This is a genomic window from Nitrosospira multiformis ATCC 25196 (genome assembly GCF_000196355.1).
Taxonomy (GTDB): Bacteria; Pseudomonadota; Gammaproteobacteria; order Burkholderiales; family Nitrosomonadaceae; genus Nitrosospira; species Nitrosospira multiformis.
In genome coordinates, this window is record NC_007614.1 from 65,420 (window position 1) to 83,477 (window position 18,058).

The 18,058-nt window shown below is 53.6% G+C and carries 22 protein-coding genes and 1 tRNA gene; 9 read left to right on the forward strand and 14 right to left on the reverse strand.

Annotated features, from left to right (window positions below; genetic code table 11):
* Nucleotides 1-109 precede the first annotated feature (109 nt).
* From NMUL_RS00305 to NMUL_RS00345, 9 genes are all read right to left on the reverse strand, one after another.
* Complete coding sequence (locus tag NMUL_RS00305) at nt 110-1,504, reverse strand: DUF3987 domain-containing protein (RefSeq protein WP_011379423.1); 1,395 nt, start codon at nt 1,502-1,504, stop codon at nt 110-112.
* Nucleotides 1,491-1,916: a hypothetical protein gene (locus NMUL_RS00310; RefSeq protein WP_011379424.1), complete on the reverse strand. Its 426-nt coding sequence runs from the start codon at nt 1,914-1,916 to the stop codon at nt 1,491-1,493. The genes NMUL_RS00305 and NMUL_RS00310 overlap by 14 nt, the downstream gene beginning before the upstream one ends.
* The gene (locus tag NMUL_RS00315; RefSeq protein ID WP_011379425.1) at nt 1,913-2,188 is read right to left on the reverse strand and encodes a hypothetical protein; all 276 of its coding nucleotides are present in this window, start codon (nt 2,186-2,188) and stop codon (nt 1,913-1,915) included. The genes NMUL_RS00310 and NMUL_RS00315 overlap by 4 nt, the downstream gene beginning before the upstream one ends.
* Nucleotides 2,181-2,612 carry a hypothetical protein gene (locus NMUL_RS00320; RefSeq protein ID WP_041352300.1) on the reverse strand — a complete coding sequence of 144 codons (432 nt, stop codon included), beginning with the start codon at nt 2,610-2,612 and terminating at the stop codon, nt 2,181-2,183. Before NMUL_RS00320 ends, NMUL_RS00315 begins: the two co-directional genes overlap by 8 nt.
* A gap of 287 nt (nt 2,613-2,899) precedes the next feature.
* Nucleotides 2,900-3,133, reverse strand: coding sequence for a hypothetical protein (locus NMUL_RS00325; protein WP_041352301.1), 234 nt, complete (start codon nt 3,131-3,133; stop codon nt 2,900-2,902).
* Nucleotides 3,130-3,384: a helix-turn-helix transcriptional regulator gene (locus NMUL_RS00330; RefSeq protein ID WP_011379426.1), complete on the reverse strand. Its 255-nt coding sequence runs from the start codon at nt 3,382-3,384 to the stop codon at nt 3,130-3,132. Before NMUL_RS00330 ends, NMUL_RS00325 begins: the two co-directional genes overlap by 4 nt.
* 112 nt (nt 3,385-3,496) lie before the next feature.
* A complete protein-coding gene (locus NMUL_RS00335) occupies nt 3,497-4,120 on the reverse strand; it encodes a hypothetical protein (protein WP_011379427.1) in 624 nt (207 codons plus the stop codon).
* 100 nt (nt 4,121-4,220) lie between these two features.
* The gene (locus NMUL_RS00340; protein ID WP_011379428.1) at nt 4,221-5,483 is read right to left on the reverse strand and encodes a tyrosine-type recombinase/integrase; all 1,263 of its coding nucleotides are present in this window, start codon (nt 5,481-5,483) and stop codon (nt 4,221-4,223) included.
* Nucleotides 5,484-5,735: 252 nt separating this feature from the next.
* Nucleotides 5,736-6,590 (reverse strand): YicC/YloC family endoribonuclease, encoded by an 855-nt coding sequence (locus tag NMUL_RS00345; RefSeq protein WP_041352690.1) that lies wholly within the window; start codon nt 6,588-6,590, stop codon nt 5,736-5,738.
* Between the two features lie 210 nt (nt 6,591-6,800).
* Between NMUL_RS00345 and rph the strand changes: the two genes are divergently transcribed.
* The 3 genes from rph to hemW all read left to right on the forward strand — a co-directional run bounded on the left by rph (nt 6,801) and on the right by hemW (nt 9,450).
* The gene (gene rph, locus NMUL_RS00350; RefSeq protein ID WP_011379430.1) at nt 6,801-7,517 is read left to right on the forward strand and encodes a ribonuclease PH; all 717 of its coding nucleotides are present in this window, start codon (nt 6,801-6,803) and stop codon (nt 7,515-7,517) included.
* 8 nt (nt 7,518-7,525) lie between these two features.
* Nucleotides 7,526-8,119, forward strand: a complete 594-nt coding sequence (rdgB, locus tag NMUL_RS00355) for an RdgB/HAM1 family non-canonical purine NTP pyrophosphatase (protein WP_011379431.1) — start codon at nt 7,526-7,528, stop codon at nt 8,117-8,119.
* A 104-nt stretch (nt 8,120-8,223) separates the two neighbouring features.
* On the forward strand, nt 8,224-9,450 hold the full coding sequence (hemW, locus tag NMUL_RS00360; protein ID WP_011379432.1) for a radical SAM family heme chaperone HemW: 1,227 nt from the start codon (nt 8,224-8,226) through the stop codon (nt 9,448-9,450).
* A 6-nt stretch (nt 9,451-9,456) separates the two neighbouring features.
* Here the strand turns inward: hemW and trmB are convergent, their stop codons facing one another.
* From trmB to thiS, 3 genes are read right to left on the reverse strand one after another with little or no spacing between them, the layout of a single operon-like run.
* Complete coding sequence (trmB, locus tag NMUL_RS00365; protein WP_011379433.1) at nt 9,457-10,146, reverse strand: tRNA (guanosine(46)-N7)-methyltransferase TrmB; 690 nt, start codon at nt 10,144-10,146, stop codon at nt 9,457-9,459.
* Between the two features lie 51 nt (nt 10,147-10,197).
* Complete coding sequence (locus NMUL_RS00370) at nt 10,198-10,992, reverse strand: thiazole synthase (RefSeq protein ID WP_011379434.1); 795 nt, start codon at nt 10,990-10,992, stop codon at nt 10,198-10,200.
* A 3-nt stretch (nt 10,993-10,995) separates the two neighbouring features.
* Nucleotides 10,996-11,238, reverse strand: a complete 243-nt coding sequence (thiS, locus tag NMUL_RS15115) for a sulfur carrier protein ThiS (protein WP_041352691.1) — start codon at nt 11,236-11,238, stop codon at nt 10,996-10,998.
* A gap of 422 nt (nt 11,239-11,660) precedes the next feature.
* On the opposite strand from thiS, the gene NMUL_RS00380 reads away from it, so the two are divergent.
* Nucleotides 11,661-12,056, forward strand: a complete 396-nt coding sequence (locus tag NMUL_RS00380; RefSeq protein ID WP_041352692.1) for a hypothetical protein — start codon at nt 11,661-11,663, stop codon at nt 12,054-12,056.
* A gap of 232 nt (nt 12,057-12,288) precedes the next feature.
* Here NMUL_RS00380 and NMUL_RS00385 read toward each other — a convergent pair whose 3' ends face one another.
* Entirely contained in the window at nt 12,289-12,801 is a 513-nt protein-coding gene (locus NMUL_RS00385) for an HPP family protein (protein WP_011379437.1), read from the reverse strand.
* Nucleotides 12,802-13,175: 374 nt separating this feature from the next.
* On the opposite strand from NMUL_RS00385, the gene NMUL_RS16655 reads away from it, so the two are divergent.
* The gene (locus NMUL_RS16655; RefSeq protein WP_473229997.1) at nt 13,176-13,484 is read left to right on the forward strand and encodes a four-helix bundle copper-binding protein; all 309 of its coding nucleotides are present in this window, start codon (nt 13,176-13,178) and stop codon (nt 13,482-13,484) included.
* Nucleotides 13,485-13,649: 165 nt separating this feature from the next.
* On the opposite strand, the gene NMUL_RS00395 is transcribed toward NMUL_RS16655, so the two are convergent.
* Entirely contained in the window at nt 13,650-13,985 is a 336-nt protein-coding gene (locus NMUL_RS00395) for an ion channel (RefSeq protein WP_011379439.1), read from the reverse strand.
* Between the two features lie 121 nt (nt 13,986-14,106).
* Between NMUL_RS00395 and NMUL_RS00400 the strand changes: the two genes are divergently transcribed.
* The 4 genes from NMUL_RS00400 (at nt 14,107) to mutY (ending at nt 18,054) form a co-directional block, all read left to right on the forward strand.
* Nucleotides 14,107-15,018 carry an ion transporter gene (locus NMUL_RS00400; RefSeq protein ID WP_011379440.1) on the forward strand — a complete coding sequence of 304 codons (912 nt, stop codon included), beginning with the start codon at nt 14,107-14,109 and terminating at the stop codon, nt 15,016-15,018.
* Between the two features lie 277 nt (nt 15,019-15,295).
* Nucleotides 15,296-15,369, forward strand: a tRNA-Gly gene (locus NMUL_RS00405).
* A 13-nt stretch (nt 15,370-15,382) separates the two neighbouring features.
* Complete coding sequence (locus NMUL_RS00410) at nt 15,383-16,903, forward strand: AsmA family protein (RefSeq protein WP_011379441.1); 1,521 nt, start codon at nt 15,383-15,385, stop codon at nt 16,901-16,903.
* Nucleotides 16,903-18,054, forward strand: a complete 1,152-nt coding sequence (gene mutY, locus NMUL_RS00415; RefSeq protein WP_011379442.1) for an A/G-specific adenine glycosylase — start codon at nt 16,903-16,905, stop codon at nt 18,052-18,054. Before NMUL_RS00410 ends, mutY begins: the two co-directional genes overlap by 1 nt.
* Nucleotides 18,055-18,058 lie beyond the last annotated feature (4 nt).

Genomic DNA, 18,058 nt, shown 5'->3' on the forward strand with positions numbered 1-18,058 from the left:
TTATATATAAAGTGATTTATATTATTTATAGTTATTTCACCTTTTTTCACCCTTTTTTCACCGTTAATATTCCTTTGAATACCGCATGAATAGGCTTTCTTCACTTATTTCACCCTTTCTTATAAGCGTAATATCTCAATGCCGGTCTCCCGCCTGAGGCGCTATCCTTGCGTTCCTCCGCCAGTGGAGGCGCAAGGTTGAGCAACACCTCAAGCGCATGCTTCACCTGCTTGATATGCTTGCGGTTCCAGTGATCCTGCAAGGCTGTGAGGGTGATGCCAGGATTGGAAGTGATTAAGGACAGCACCTCGGCAACGAAAGGATCAATGCCGCCTTCATCATCCTGACAGTTGAAGATGTAGGTGACGCTAGCGTGCCAGTACTCCACCCAGGCAATCGCCGCCCAAAGATCGCATGGCTCGATCTCAAGTCTTCCATCCATTGCAGCAAAGATCATGGCGAGCATTCGCGCATACATCTCAGATCGCGCCAGCAGGCTCCCTCCTTTGCCGTCCCTGTCCCGGGTAAGGCGTGGGTACTGCTCTATCCACAACTCGCGTGCAGCATCGCTCAGACGAACTTCCCGGGTGTTGTTCCCGTGGAGGTCACCTCCTGTTGCTGCCATTACTGCATCAGCTACGCGCGCCGCCAGCAGGCTCAGTGTTTCTTCAGGTGTGGGCTCAGGCAGAGGCACCAGCTTAGGGCGATACACGTACAGCATCATGAATCGATTCAGCAGCCCGTTTGCCACCTCGTTATCCGTCGATTTTTCGCGCAGCTCATGGCTGGTGATGTGGCCCAGGATAACGACATGAGGCCGCGTGGCCTTGGTCTGATTGGTCTTGGTAAGCGGCTCCATATCCCGGCCATCGAAGAGATTGCGTATGGTTGCCGACAGTGTGTTGTTGTCGCGGCGCAGCTGCGAGAGCGTGTTGTCCATTTCGCTTTCAATCACCAGCAGGCGCTTATCCGCCACGCCAGCATCGGCCCCTTTGCCGTTGTCGTCAGCCTCGCGCGGGTCCCGTATCGCCCATGCCACCCCTTCACCAGTGGAAAGACCGCCAGCGTGAATCCGCAGGCGGTCATTGTTTCCTTGTCGTTTTCTAAGGATTTCATCTGCGCGGCGGAATATCTCACGTACCGTGGTTTCCGCCGTGCCCTTTCTGGCCTTGCCGCTCTTTCCAACAATGATCTGGAAGGCGCGGCAGTGAATCGAAGCATCTCCGATCTTCTGGAAAATGGAGCGGCCAGTCATCGCACAGAAGAAGGCCAGGACGTTCGACGCCACGGCCACCGGATGCGCTTCGCTGTTGGAGCATGCTGCTTCGACGAACTTATGAACAAGAGGGGGGAAACCATCCTCATGCATGCGCGGCGGCGCCAAGGGAGTGTGAGTTTCAACCAGTTGTGGCCCCGGCAGCTTGCTCGCGCTCGCCTTCGCTGCCACCTTATCGAGGGCAACAGCGCCGCGCTCAATGCTTTGGGTATCGTCACGAATCGCCATTGCACACCTCGGTCGCCCTTTGCAATCGTGAAGCAGCCACCAGGAGGCGCTTTCTGTCTTCCTCTGAAAGCTCCACGCCTTTGGCTACATTCAGTGCCGCTATCGATACCAGGAGTGCTTCGAATGCCAGACAGCGCAAAATGTCGCTTGCATAAAATGGTTTCCGCTCTTTCTGGCCGCTGTAACCTTCCTGACGCTCTGGAAACAAATCTTCGAGGGAGAGTCCTACTGCCGCGAGAACATTGGAGGTTTCGCATCCCGCGAAGTCATGCAGGAGCACGCGCCCATCGTCCAGTTCTCTAATCGCGAGAGAGGGCCGTTTATCCCGATGAGCTGGGCAGCGTGCTATCCAGCGACCTCTCCCGGTTTGTTTCACTCCGTCCAGGCGGTTCAAAAGGGTAGAGGCGCTCATGAGCCACCTGCCTTCTGCTGCTCAGCGTCATGCTCATCCAGCAGCGCGCTAGCCTTTTCGATTTGCTTTATCAGGTTTTGAAGCGTGTAGATAAAACCATATGCCTCCGGGGCGGATAACTCGAGCCTGCTCTCGAGCTCTGCTCTATTGGAGAGCGCTCCGCTCAGGAACTCAGCCACGTAGGTGGCCTCGCAGAGCATGTCCTGTGCTTCAATGAGTTTGTTGGTGGTAGACGCTTGAAGCGCTACTACTTGTGCGTTTTGCCTAGCCATGTTGCACCTCCTTTGAGGTCAACGTAGGAGCACTTTCAGAATCCCTGTCATAGGGCGTAGCTCCAGCTCGAAGTGCACGAAGTCCCACAATGGCAACGGCAGCCAGGGCTTTTGAGAACCCGCATTCAATCCCCCATCCGGTTGATTTCCAACCGACGTCATTAAAAACGTACTCCAGGGCTAAGCAGGCCTCGTATTCGTCAACTTCGGCGAGCGCGACAATTTCTGCGAAATATTGCAACCCGATATCAACACCCTCGTGCCAGTACCCTTCTGGATCGTGGGGGACACGCCAAATGCGCAGAAGATCGTGTTCATCCGGGGCCGCGAAAGAAAGGTCGCTGCGGGACCGGATTGATTTGGCAGGGAGAGGTTGAACAGCTTTGAGATGTGGCGCGGACGCACCCTTGAATGCCTTAGGCATAGCAAGACTCCTTTGTAAGCGGTTGATGTTCTCCGCTTCCCCGACGCCAATCGGGTGGGCGGAATCGTGCGAGTTGGCGTACCGGACAAAGGAACCGGCGAGCCCGAAGGCTCCCCACACGACCCGCCCGTAAAAAGGGCTTGCCGTACAACGGACGTAAAATAAAAAAACCGCCAAGAGGCGGTTGTGTCCGCCTTTGTACCGAGACGCCAATCTCGACCACTGAATTTGCAGTGGCAAGCAAAGGATAAGCCCGAGCGAATGCGAATGTCAAGGGCTGGCAGGGGCTAATCACCATTGCCAGCACCTTTCAAGATGCGACGTTCTTCAGCCCGCTCATCCAAATGAGCCAACAAGGCTATTCCGACAACAAGTACGGGATGCTTTTTGATTATTTCCTCTGGTGATTCCCGTAGGCCAAGCTCGCCAGCTATGACCTGTGCTGCCTCCCAAAGCTGGTTGCTGGCATACTCAAGACCATCAGCCCGCAGCTTGTTGTAATCGATCTCAGGGCCGCTCATTGTGCTGTCCCTTGCAGCGAAGCCAGTACTTTTCTGAGTTTGCCAACGTTCCAGAATGTCATCCTGCCCAGCTTGGTGGGCTGCGGGAGAGTGCCGTCATTCACGCGCCGCCAGACCGTGGCATCGGAGCAGTTGAGAAGCCCCTTTAAAACTGGCTGGCGAACGTTGGCAGAATCGGGGAGTGAATCGAAGTGCTTGAGGGCATCAGGAATAACGTCTTCCTGCTTTACCCTTTTGCTCTGTTGAGGCATGGTAGGTTTCTCCTTGATATGTTCTGAATGAACAAGGAGAAATCTACCGGCTTGGGATAGAGCTTTGTCCGATCGGTTTAATTTAAAGCCGATTCGGTTTTGATACGAGGACTTATGCGCCTTTGAAGGGAATTCTTGTTGCTGCTTCTCTCAGGTATGCGAGTACCGTTTCCTCACTGATTTTAATGCCAACTATTTCAAGATCCCGCTTGATCACCCCGGGTACGGCACTCTTCTTTGCTTCGGGATCGTACTTATACTTTTTTACTGCTATCCCAAGCACTATTTTTAACAAGCTCGTTCTCGCACTGTCTGGAAGATTATCTTGCTGGCCTGTATCGTTTACCGTAAATATTGACAAAAGCTTGCGTTCTTCCTCCGAAATGCATTCCACATAGCTTTTTATGAAATGAGGTAAATCAGCTTCCAGAACGGCAAGTCTTTCTTTCATCGATTCCCGTAATCCTTCCTCTTCAGTATGTTGAATTTTCCAAGCAGCAAACCCACATAATCCTAACTTCCACAGCACACTTGCAGCCCTGCGCTGCCTGGTGGTCATGTTTATGTGCTCGGGTTCAGAGGACAGGTTCAATTTCTTGCCAATCTTGCAGTCAATTTCGCTGATGGTCACTTTATTGGTGTTGTATAAATTTGGCGGTATAAAATCAGCCAGATCTCGTCGCGCCATTTCTCGCACTTCCAACATATCCCAACTTTTCTTATCCCAGCTGCTCATTTCCCACTTCCTTCCAAGCGTATCCCTTCAAATTGGTTGCCACCCCAGGCGGTGAAGGTTTCCGTTTTTCTCCTGGCCTGGATAGGGGTGGCTTAACAGTTTATTGTTTTGTTGCTACGGCACGCCTGATCGGCACAACCTTATCAGCCTCGCCCCGCTCGATCTGGAGCAACAGTCCCGCCCAGGCCTCCAGTGCCGCCTTGCGTTCTTCAAAGTAGTCGTGCCGGTTATAGATGCCCTCGATCCCCTTGATCTTGTGATTCAGGCAACGCTCGGCAATGTGAGGGGCAACGCCCAGGGCTTCGAAATGCGTACGCGCAGTACGGCGTAGATCATGGATAGTGAAGGGTTCCAGGCCGTGCTTGATCTTTGCCAGAGCCACGCTCAGCGTGCTTTCCGCAATATGTGGAATCATCCGATCCTGCATCTTGCGAGCCGGCAACACCCACTTGCTAACACCCGCCAGGCGCTGCAACTCGCGCAGCCACTCTACTGCAATCGGAGGCAAGGGTATGTCAATGGCAGATTCGGTTTTCGTGCGTTCGGCAGGCAGATACCAGACAGCTTTATCCAGGTCGAACTCAGACCACCTGGCGCCGATCAGCTCACCCTTTCGCACCGCAAGCAGTAATAGCAGTTTGATGCTCAAGCCGTTCTCCACACTGAAACCAGGTGCTTGCCGCATTGCTTCAAAGAGCGTGACCAGCTCCTCGCTGGTCAACCAGCGCGTCCGGCTTTTCTCCTTGCCGCCAGCGTCACCTGGATCAAATGCAGCCGCGGGATTGTATTCGATGATGTGGCGCTTGATAGCATAGTTGAACATGCGCTTAAGCCAGCGCAGTGTATCGTTCGCTATGGAAGGCGCACCCCGTTTCATTACAGCCTTGAGCACATCATCAATATGCCTGGGCTTTACATCCTCAACCTTCAAGCTGCCAATCGCGGGCTTGATGTCTTTCTCGATCCTGGATCGTACGATGTTTGGGTGCTTCCATCGCCCTGCAATCATCCTTTCAAAATATTCGTCGGCCAGCTGCGCCACGGTGTACGCATTCTTCTCCGCTTCTATCCTGGCAATGGCTTCGCCCTTGCGCTGCTGTTTTTCTCCGGCCACGTCGTAGCCCAAAGCAACGCGAGCGGACAGCTTCTTGGCTTCATCCCTGGCATCCGCCAGGGATAGCGTACCGTAACTGCCAATATTCATAACGCGGCGCTTGCCACAAAAACGGTATCTGAAACGCCAGATAGGAATGGCATAACCTTCACGAAAACTCAGATATAGGCCACCACCTACAGCACGGCCTTCAAACCGTTCGCCCGCCTTGATCCAGTTGCGGATCTCCATGTCTGTTAGCTTAGCCATCTCTACTCACTGTTCAGGATTTAAGTTTTTTTAGGGGTACCCGGCATATCACGTAAACCCGCCTGTATCGGGCTTCTCGCTGGGTACACGTAAAAACCTGATAATTTCAGCGTATGTACCCTTATATGTACCCGGAAATATTGCGCTTTCCGGAAATGAATTGCAATGAACTGAAATGAAAAAAGCCGCATGAATAGCGGCTTTGAGGAAGTTATGAGGAAAATTTGAGACTGCCTGAGTCTCTGTGAAATATCACTCAATGTTTTGCACCTGTTCCCGCATTTGCTCGATCAAAACCTTGAGTTCCACCGAAATTTTCGACACTTCCGCATCCACCGATTTCGCGCCGATGGTATTGGCTTCCCGGTTGAGTTCCTGCATCAAAAAATCCAGTCGCTTGCCGATCGCTCCGCCTTTCTCCAGAACGCGCTCCACTTCATCGAAGTGTGCCTGAAGGCGCGACAGTTCCTCATCCACATCGATCTTGCTGGCGAACAATGTCAATTCCTGGCGGATGCGCTCGTCGTCGCAATTTATCATGGCTTCACGCAGTCTAGCCTTGAGCTTTTCCTGAAATGTCGCCAGCAAGGCAGGAATGGATGGACTGACTTCGGATGCGAGCCGGCGCATATTGCCCAGGCGGTCCAGCAAAATAGCTTTAAGTTTTGCACCTTCGCGCCCACGGGCAGCGGCCAGTTCGTCCACTGCCGCATGCATCAAGTCCATGCATGGCCCGAAAAAGTTCTCGGCGGAGGAGGATTCCGTCGCCAATATTCCGGGCCAACGAAGGACATCTGCCACCGCCAGGCCCCGAGCCTCGGGCAATACCGCCCTGACGGTACGGTCCAGTTCCAGCAGTTTTTGCAACAAATCCGCATTAATATGCTGCAAATCTTCCGCAGGTGTAATCCGGGAAAAACTGACGCGGCATTCGATTTTTCCACGCTTGAGGCGGGTGGTCAGAAATTCGCGCATTGCGGTTTCCAGCATGCGGAATTCGTCGGGAAGGCGAAACTGGATATCGAGATAACGGCTGTTGACCGAGCGAAGCTCGAGATTCAACGATCCTTGCGGGAGTTCCTTCGCGACTACGGCATAGCCGGTCATGCTGTAGATCTTGGCTAACTTGTCCACTCGATCATCCACTCGAAGGTCCTTGATGCGTTAAAATTGTGGGCCCAGGCATTATCGCATATCGTTGCTGCATATAAAGGAAACGAGTTGGTGTTTCCGTGCAGTGGAAAAGCGGTATGCATCGTTCGTCTTATCCGGTGATATATCACCGATCAGTTAATAGTGAAGGATATAGTACAACTTATGCGTCCCAGTAAACGCCGCCCGGATCAACTTCGCTCCGTTCAGATTACCCGGCATTACACCCGCCACGCGGAAGGTTCAGTGCTGATCGAATGTGGGGATACCCGCATAATCTGTACTGCGAGCGTGGATGAGAAAGTACCCCTTTTTCTACGGGGCAAGGGACAGGGTTGGCTCACGGCAGAATACGGGATGTTGCCGCGTTCCACTAATGAACGTATGCAGCGCGAAGCCGCCAAAGGCAAACAGTCCGGCAGGACGATGGAAATTCAGCGGCTGATCGGGCGCGCTTTGCGTTCGGTAATGGATTTGACAAAGCTGGGCGAGCGAACCATTCAGGTGGATTGCGATGTGATCCAGGCTGATGGAGGTACTCGCACGGCGAGCATCACGGGTGCATTTGTAGCAGTGCATGATGCGATAGGAACGCTGCTGCGCAAGCAGGCGATAGAGGCCACGCCGATCACCGGGCACGTTGCCGCGGTTTCAGTGGGCGTCTACGAAGGCGTGCCGATGCTGGACCTCGATTATCTGGAAGATTCGCGCTGCGATACAGACATGAACATCGTCATGACGGACGACCTTGGTCTGGTGGAAATGCAGGGGACGGCCGAAGGCATGCCTTTCAGCCGGAACGATTTGGATATGATGCTGGACCTGGCGCAACAGGGAATACGGGAACTGATCGCAGCTCAGAAAAACGCATTGAACAGATAAAGCCGGATATGCAAAAATTGGTCATTGCCAGCAATAATGCCGGCAAACTGCGAGAAATTCGCCTCTTGCTGGAACCTCTGGGAATCGAGGTGCTGCCCCAGTCGGCTTTCGATTTTCCCGAAGCTGAGGAACCTCATTGCACTTTCGTTGAGAATGCGCTTGCCAAGGCACGCCATGCCAGCAAAAATACCGGGTTGCCGGCACTCGCCGATGATTCCGGCATTTGTGTCAATATCCTTGGCGGAAAGCCCGGTATCTTATCTGCGCGTTATGCGGGAGAACCGAAATCGGATGAACGCAACAACCAGAGGCTGGTCGAGGCGCTGCAAAACCAGAGTGATCGCCGGGCGTACTATTACTGCGTCATAGCGCTGCTACGGCATCCCGAAGATCCGCGACCCATTATTGCCGACGGAAGCTGGCATGGAGAAATTTTGCTGAATCCCCGTGGGAATGGCGGCTTCGGTTACGATCCCTATTTTTTTCTGGCAAACCTCGACAAAACAGCCGCAGAACTGCCGATGGAGCAAAAAAACCGGATCAGCCACCGGGGAAAAGCACTCGCCCAACTCGTCGAGAGGATCAGGCAGGAACAACCCTGATTTGACCGCTTGCTACCGCCTACTCAGCGTTCCGAGCAGAAGAGAAAGACAATTCCAATCATTGCTGAAACAATGGTTCCTTTTGCTTGTCTCTTCAATTCATCATGACAGCAATTATTTCTCCCGCAGCGATTCTCGGTTCCCAGACCCTCCAGCTGAAGTCTCTGCCCCCGCTGAGCCTTTACATTCACATTCCCTGGTGCATGAAAAAATGCCCCTATTGCGATTTCAACTCGTATGAAGTTCGAGACCGGAGTGGCGGCATGCCGGAGGCCGAGTATGTAGCCGCCCTCATCCGCGACCTGGAAGCTTCACTGCCCCAGATATGGGGGCGCAAGGTCATCAGTATTTTTTTCGGGGGTGGAACGCCGAGCCTGTTCAGTCCTCATTCCATCGATGGAATTCTTGCTGCCGTCAGGGCCTTGCTGCCGCTTGAGCACTTGGCTGAAATAACGCTGGAGGCCAATCCCGGAACGTTCGAGGCACAAAGATTTGCGGATTTCCAGGCTGCCGGCATCAATCGCCTCTCCATCGGCATTCAGAGTTTCAACGCCCGTCACCTTGCATCACTGGGCCGCATACATGACGGCAAGGACGCTCGTCGTGCGATCGAAATCGCGCAAAAGAACTTCGACAACATCAATCTCGACCTGATGTATGGGCTGCCGAACCAGACGCTGGAAGAAGCGCGGGAGGATATCGAGACAGCGATTGCTCATGGCGTGCAGCATATTTCCGCCTATCATCTGGCGCTGGAACCCAATACATTGTTTCATCGTTATCCACCCTCCCTGCCCGATGATGAGCTGACGGCGGACATGCAGGCAATGATCGAACAAACGCTCGCGCGGGAAGGTTATGCAAATTATGAAACATCGGCCTTTGCCCGACCTGGCCGGGAATCCCGTCACAACATGAACTACTGGCTGTTTGGAGATTATCTGGGGATCGGGGCCGGAGCGCACAGCAAAATAAGCTTTCGGGACAGGATAGTGCGCCAGATGCGGTACAGGCAGCCGAAGGAGTATCTGATCAAATCGGTCCCTGAAATGGCATCTGAGCCCCCTGTCATGGAGCAGCACGAAGTAGGACGGAATGATCGCGCGTTTGAATTCGTGATGAACGCACTACGCCTGACCGACGGGTTTGCACCGCAAATGTTCATTGAACGCACAGGACTGGCTCTCACTCACATCCAGCGCCAGCTCGACGAGGCGGAACGGCGGCAGTTGATAACGCGGGATTTTCAGCGTATTGCGCCTACTTTCGCAGGCAGGCGTTTTTTGAACGATTTGCTGCAGATTTTCCTTCCCGGGCAAAGCCGCGTATAAACCTCTTCAGGCGCCCTGTTTTTTCCGGAATATCACATCCCAGACCTCGTGTCCGAGCCGCAGACCCCGCTGCTCGAACTTTGTGAGGGGACGATATTCCGGCCGTGGCGCATAACCAACTGCGGTATTGCTCAAGTGCGGCTCGCCGCTCAATACTTCCAGTATTTGCTCCGCATAATCCTCCCAGTCGGTCGCCACATGGATATAGCCGCCGGGTTTCAGGCGGCTGCAAAGCAGGTCAACGAATTCGGCTTGTATCAGCCGGCGCTTGTGATGGCGTGCCTTGGGCCACGGGTCGGGAAAGAAAACGTGCACCCCGTCGAGGCACTCAGGGGGCAAAGCGTGTTGCAGGACATCAACCGCATCGTGCTGGATGACGCGTATATTCGTAAGCTCGAGTTCTTCCACTTGCTTGAGCAGGCTGCCCATGCCGGGCGTATGGACTTCAGCGGCAAGATAATCGTTTTGCGGATGCGCTTGGGCGATCAGCGCCGTGGTTTCGCCCATGCCGAAGCCGATTTCCAGGAATTTGGGCGCACTTCTGCTGAAGATAATGGCCAGGTCAAGCAGTTTCCCGGAATAAGGGATGCCGTATTTCGGCATCAATGTTTCATGGGCACGCCGCTGCGCGTTTGAAAGGCGTCCCTGGCGAAGAACGAAGCTGCGGATGGGACGATGGGGAGAATGTTCAACCATTTGATATGCCTGGAAAGGACAGGTGGGGGAATACGAAATCTTTCCCGGTCCTTATTTCCCCGACATGTTGCCGATAACTCCCTCCACCGGGGAGCTGGGACTTGCACTGTACAGCTTTTTCGGCATCCGGCCAGCGAGATACGCTTCGCGCCCCGCTTCAACCGCTTTTTTCATCGCTGATGCCATCAGCACCGGATTTTGCGCGGCAGCAATGGCCGTGTTCATGAGCACGCCGTCACACCCCAGTTCCATTGCAATCGCCGCATCCGATGCCGTACCCACACCAGCATCCACAATGACCGGGACTTTGGCATTTTCGATGATGATCTGCAGGTTCCATGGATTGAGGATACCCATGCCCGAACCGATCAGGGATGCCAGCGGCATGATCGCGACGCAGCCGATCTCTTCCAGCTGCCTGGCGGCAATAGGGTCATCCGAGGTATAGACCATGACCTGGAAACCCTCCTTGATCAGAATCTCGGCTGCCTTGAGGGTTTCAACGATGTTGGGATAGAGTGTTTTCGGATCACCCAGGACCTCCAGCTTCACCAGGGTATGACCGTCCAGCAATTCGCGCGCAAGGCGCAAGGTTCTTACTGCATCCTCCACCGTATAGCATCCGGCTGTATTGGGTAACAGCGTATATTCCGATGGCGGCAGCACATCCAGCAGACTGGGCTCTTCCGGGTTCTGGCCGAGATTCGTTCTGCGGATAGCCACGGTAATGATTTCTGCGCCGCTGGCGTCCACGGCGGTGCGGGTCTCGTCAAAATCCCTATATTTTCCGGTACCCACCAGGAGGCGTGAGGAATAAGCTTTACCTGCGATGACAAGTTTGTCCATGGGCTACCCTCCACCTACGGCAACGACAATTTCAAGCTTGTCGCCGCTTGCAAGCATCGGCTGATCGAACTGGCTGCGCGGTACGATTTCACCGTTGCGCTCGACCGCGATCCGCTTGCCCTGCAACCCCATGTGCTCCAGTAATTGCCTGATATTTAACCTTGCGTCATTCGTTGTCCCTGAATCGGTTCCCGAATCTGGAGAAGGGACAAGTTGGGATTGGCCATTGACTATAAGTTGTATCATTTTCCAAAGAGTCGCTTGGCAAAAATGCCGTCTCAGCTTTTGACAATATGCGTATTTTATAATTTGAATTATACGGTCCAGCCACCTCCTAGTCGACTCCTGCGCAACCCGATGTTTCATCAGCTGTGCAAGAACTGGTCGGAAGAATGGGAAGGCCCGAGGAGATTGCTGCGACGGTTGTGCGGTTGTGCCCGGATGTATAGCGACGGTCAAAGCCAGAAATCCTGGGGCGAAGCTGCAAGGCACTGTTGTGCCCCTGAGGATGCTGACCGCTGTCGGACACAATCATAAGTAAAAAATTATGATAACAATCAAAACCTGTGACTTTTATTTATAGTAATACTGGGTACAATGTTCCTATGGATGGCCGCCTCAGGATGGAGCGGCTTTCACTTCACCCATTTCATTGGAGCCTGCCTATCATGGAAAAAGAAATAAGGAAGTTTTTAACATCCCTATCCATGCTGGGTCTGCTTGCCTCCTGCGCCGAGACCAGTACGCTTGAAGCAAGGAATGATAATGCGAGCATGGCCGGGCAAATTATCAGAACTTCCATCGACCACGACGAGCTTGCCAGGCGGTATGAAAGCCGGGCCAGGAAACTGTTGGAAATAGCAGCGGAACACGAGAAACGGCTCCAGTATCACGAGGACAAAAGCCCTTCCTACGGGAGGCACGGGCAGGATTTCCAGTCTCACGCCATTCTAGTGCAAAAATACAAACGGGCGGCAGAGAAAGCCACCCAAGCTGCCTTTCACCATAGGATGGCATCGCAACCGGCAAAACGCGATTATATTGCTTCGATAGCGTTACATTGAGCTGGATTGCCCCAGGAGCTCGGCAGTGAATCCCCGCCGACTGGAGTATTGCCGGATCTCGAGCCCCTAAAGCTAGGCGTGGAGGGGGTGCAAGGCCCCATGATCGCCTCCGCGGAATTGATGGGATTGTATCAGAAGCAGTAAGGGCCCAAATGGCGGATTGACGGCAGTCCTTTCGCTCTACGGCCCACCCCCGCGTCTCTTTTGCTACCAGCCCCAATGCATCCGCAGGCTATTCGTTCCACCCTCCCCAAAACAAGGAGGGAGGGGATTGATCGAGCCAGGAAACAGGATAGTGCGAGAGTCCCGGGTAGAGACGACTCCAAACAGCTGCCACGACAGCCAGGCTAAATACCCCAATGAAAACCGGCTCCCAAAGCCCAGTCAGACTGGAGTGAGCGTGAATCATGATCATCGGATTGGCCCCGGCTGGAGGGTGTACTGTCCTGGTGAGGAGCATATACCACAAGGCCAATACCTGAGCGAGGGCATAGACCCATAGCGAATCGCCGCAGAGCTGATAGCAGACAATACCAATGAGAGCGCCCCCAAGGTGACCGCCAAAGAGTGCCCGGGGCTGTGCTGCCGGCGCGCGGGTAAGGCCAAATAAAAATACGGCAGAACCGCCTAGCGAAGCAAGAAAGAACGGCGAGGCAGGCGGCGAGGCAAGGAACAAGGCCACTGCGACACCCGCTGCAGCGCCAAGCCCGCACCACAATAGACGAGCTATAGCTGAACGTTGCACTGTTTATGTCCGCTCAAAAGCAAATTCCCCCAATCCTCCTGAGGATTATCCTAATATAAAAGATCAGGGAAATTAAGAAAACTGATCGGCTTGTTCGGCCCAGATACTCGGGCTCCTGAGAACCTATCCTCTATTTTCGGGAAAAATGGCTGTCCTGATCCTTTGGTCAACACGTGTACTGCTTTTCCAGCGGTTGGCCCTGATGGTCCGTTTGTCACCGTACGGACTTTTCATAGTAACAGGATCATGATTTCGCTTGCTTTTTGCTTATCCACTTTAAAGGAGGCTCCGCGATGACCCATACTACCGATCCCAAAATGCAATCATGCATCGATGCCTGTAATCGATGCCATCAAACGTGCCTGCACGAAGCGATGACCCACTGTCTGGAGTCGGGCGGCAAACACGTTTCTCCGGACCATATGAGGCTTATGTGGAACTGTGCCGAGATCTGTCAGACCTCGGCCAATTTCATGCTGAGCAACTCCACTTTAAGCAGCCAGCTCTGCGGAGTCTGCGCTGAAGCCTGCGAAGCCTGTGCCAGGAGTTGCGAACAGGTAGGTGACATGGAAGAGTGCGCCAGAATCTGCCGTGAGTGTGCCGAGAGCTGCCGCCAGATGGCTGGCTCCTATGCTAACCAGGGCACCGGGGCGCAGCAGCGTGTTCCCGCAGATGATTTGTAGCAAGCCCGATTTCTTCTTTCCTCGGAGGATGCTCCTCTTTAGCGCAGAACTCTGCGTCATCTGTTGCGACTGATCATGACGTAAGGATCGCCAGTGCTGATCCACTGGCGATATCCCTGTACATTAATCTTGATGTACGGAAAGGGGGCGCATTCTGATTCCGGTTTATCCCACAGGTACCAAATCCCCGAAACCGACTGTGGTGTAGGAGATAGATGAATAATAAAAATAATCGAAAATGTCCCCGGTTGTGATACCTGCGATTCGGCCAAACCCCATCTCATGCTCCACAAACATGTAGGCAACGGCAAAAACCCACACCTCGAGAAAATGGGCGATCAATAGCCCCATCATTACCAGCAATACGCCAATGCGTTTATGTACATGCGCTCCCAACGTGCGGCCAAGAAAACGCAGTGCTTCATAATGGAGCATTACACAGATCGCTACGATCATTCCGGATATGCCCAGAATCACGAGGTGGGCAGCATGTTCATTCATGGGTCACTCGTATGCCTGAATTTTTCATTATCCATGAAGGGGGCATTGGACAAAGAGAAATTGAAGTAGGCACATGAGACCGGTAACAGCTTGAATGCCTTTTACTCTTTAAGACTTATTTATGAAAAAACAGGAACAGGAGAACGTTGCGCCACGACCGATCTCAAGAAGCGATGTTGCCGCGTATTTCGGGAAGCCGGAATCCGGCTTTCGTGACCGTCTCTTCGTAATTATCTTCGAAGCCGAGACCCGGGCTGGACGAAGGTTCGATTTTTCGCTCATCGCCGCCATTCTGCTAAGCGTGGTCGTGGTGATGCTCGATAGCGTTTCCGGGATTAACTACCGGTATGGGGGAATCCTGAATGCTCTGGAGTGGTTTTTCACTGTTGCGTTTACGATCGAATACATCGCCCGGCTGTGGTGCGTAAAACATCCTCTGCGATATGCCAGGAGTTTTTTTGGGATAGTGGATCTTCTTGCAATCCTTCCAACATATGCTGCTTTTTTCATACCGGAACTGCATGCGTTAGTCGATCTTCGCCTACTGCGGTTGCTGCGAATGTTTCGCCTTCTGAAGCTTACCGCGTACGTGGAGGAGTATTCGGTGTTGGGCAGCGCAATCATGGCCAGCAGGCGCAAGATCCTGATTTTCCTGTCTGTGGTAGCGATCGTGGTGATTTTGAATGGCACCCTGCTGTATGTAATAGAAGGAGGTCCGCATTCTCCGTTCAGCAGTATTCCCACATCGGTCTATTTCGCCATTACAGCGGTCACAACCGTCGGGTTTGGCGATATTACCCCTCAAACTGATCTGGGGCGCGCCATTACGTCAGTCACCATGCTGGTCGGGTGGAGTATCCTTGCTGTTCCAACCGGAATTATCACTTCTGAAATGACCGCTCAACGGTTCGCGATGAAAAGACCGCCAAACACCCGGACCTGCCCTGTCTGCCTGACAACAGGCCTGGAAGAGAACGCAAGGTTTTGCCGCAATTGTGGAGCGAAACTTCCCTTGTTCGCTCGCGATCAATAGAGGGTTAGCGCGCCAGCGATGGTAGTCAGAGGGGGTTCAGCCATGATGAAGCGGCTTGACTTCTTACGTAGGTGTGCTTTCTGTACTCGAACGTTGACCGGATAAACGGCATGATGGGTGACTGTGCTGTATGTGAAGAGGATGCAAAAGACTAACGCGAGGCCGTCAAGGCAGCCAACGGGCAGGAGCCGGTGTGTCCCAATGAAGAACCTGGTTTCGAATAAGGAGCCGCCACTGCCATTTATGGCTTAGTTTCCGTATAATCCGCACCTATGCGGCGGGTGTAGCTCAATGGCAGAGCAGAAGCTTCCCAAGCTTACGACGAGGGTTCGATTCCCTTCACCCGCTCCATTTCTTCCCGCCTATGAACCGCTACCCCCACTGTACCAGATGGGCCTTCTTCCTCTTTGCCGGGTTAACGATTCTGCTGCTGGGCGGCATCATTTATATTTTTGTCATTTTTGATCCCAATGCATACAAACCGGAGATCATCCGCCTCGTGAAAGAGAAAAAGGAGCGGATGCTCAGGCTCGATGGTCCCATTACGCTTGTGTTCTTTCCCAGTCCTGGCTTGAAACTCAGCGGGCTTTTCCTTAGTGAACATAACAGGGACGAAGAATTCGCGACCATAGAGAAGGTTCACGTTTCTCTCGAAATCCTGCCATTGCTTCGAAAGGAGCTGGTGCTGAATGAAATCAGCATTACGGGGCTGAAGGCCAATCTGATCCGTTTTTCCGATGGCAGCACCAACATCGATGATCTGATCAGGAGCGAGGAACAACGGGAACGCTTCCGATTCGATATAGGGCGGGTGCATATGGAAAAAACTCTGCTCGCCTTCCGCGACGAAGGCAGCGATACGCATTTCGTATTCAGGAACATTGGACTGGAAGCTGACCGGGCGGACGAACGAGCAGATTCGGAGGAGGATGCAATTCGCAGCAAAGTGGAATTGGCGTTTAACATAGCGCTTCCTGAACATGCTGAAGTCGATATAGCAACCCGTGTACGTTTTCACCTGACTTTGAACGCAGAAAGACAGTATTTCGCACTCAACGGGATGAATCTCGCTGCCGAGGCGCAGCTTCCGGGTACAGGCCGATTGCTCATCCAGTCGCGCGGAAATTTTTCTGCCAGCTTTTTGGAGGAAGGAGGGGAATTGGGTGCCGATGAATTCACCTTCGATGTCGGAATAAGGAACGTTGACAGCAGTTTTAATATTGGGGTGAATGCCGTCCATCTGGGCTTGAAGGGACAGAAAGTGATCGCGGATAAGGTTTTGGGAGTGGCACAAATTAACAGGTCCCATAGTCTGACCCGCGGAAAGTTTTCTCTTTCGTCGATACAGGGTACCCTGGCGGAGTTCCGGAGTGAGGTGTTCTCGGCCGATCTGGAATCAGAAAGCGAAGGCCGGATTATAAAGGCCCATTTTTCCTCGCCACTTGGCGGCAATATCCAGGCGCCTTGGCTGGGGCTGCCAGAATTGAAAGCAGAAATCGAGGCGAAGGGTGCAAGCCTTCCCGCGAATGGCATTCAAGGAAGCCTCTTCGGCAGCGCCTCCCTGGACGGCTCGGCCGGCAAGGCGTGGACAAAGCTGAACGGCACCTTGGCAGACAGCAATATCACGGTGATATTTTCGGCAAGTGGCTTCATTCCGCCCCGCCTCGCTTTTGAAGCGGATATCGATGAGCTGAACCTGGACCGTTTTTCGGCGCGACAGCAAGATGGGCAGCAGCGACAAAAAGCCGGCCACCCGGAGCGCTCATTCGAATTAAACGTGCTGGATGATCTGGAGGGCTTGAACCTGGAAGGGTCGGTTCGCGTAGGCGTATTGAAGGCGGGTGACTTCACGGCATCAAGGGTCAGAGTGCACATACGGCCCTGATGAGCGCGGGAGGAGATATTTCGGATTCTATTGCGAATTCTTTCGCCACCAGACTCATCCGCTGGCAGCGCGAGCATGGCCGACACCATCTGCCTTGGCAGAACACGCGTGACGCCTATTCCATCTGGCTCTCGGAAATCATGCTGCAGCAAACGCAGGTGGGGACAGTTATTCCCTATTACCGGCGATTTCTGCAATGCTTCCCCGACATACAAAGCCTTGCCTCTGCACCGCTGGATGAGGTAATGGTACAGTGGAGCGGGTTGGGTTACTACTCGCGTGCGAGGAATCTGCATAAAGCGGCGCAGCGGATTGTGGGAGAGCATGGCGGGATTTTTCCCGAGGAGGTTGCCATCATTCGTCAGCTTCCGGGAATCGGCCGCTCCACCGCTGCGGCAATTGCGGTGTTTGCATTCGGAAAGCGAGCCGCGATCCTCGACGGCAATGTAAAACGCATTCTTTCGCGTTGCTTCGGAATCGAGGGTTACCCGGGTGAAAAGCAGGTGGAAGCGCAGCTATGGCAAAAAGCGGAAGCATTGCTGCCAAAGGGAGATGAGAGCCCGATTGAACGCGATATCGAGGGCTATACCCAGGCGCTGATGGACCTGGGTGCGACTATCTGCATCCGCGCTCGTCCCATGTGCGGCTCATGCCCGCTTCGGCTGGAGTGTGTTGCATTCAGGGATAACCGCGCCGGCAGCCTGCCCACCCCTCGGCCGAGGAAGATATTGCCGGAAAGGGAAGCGGTGCTGCTGCTGGCGGTGGCACAGGGCAAAATCCTCTTGGAAAAACGGCCGAGCACGGGGATCTGGGGCGCCCTATGGAGCTTGCCGGAGATGGGGATGAATGAGAATGTGATTGAATACTGCCTGCGTTTCGGGATAAATGTGCGGCCGATGTCACAGATGGAAGCGCTCACTCACACCTTTACCCACTTCAGATTGCGGATTTATCCGCTCATCCTGCAGGTCATTTCCCGCCCGCCGGATCATTTGACACCGGAGGTCTTATCGCAGCCCCGGCGTCCCTGTGTATGGAGGATGCCGGAGGATGCGCTGAAAGCTGCCATTCCCTCCCCCGTGAGGAAAGTGCTTCTACAATATGCATCTCAGACAGAGCCGCTTGAAATTCCGGCTATGACAGATAACTGACCGG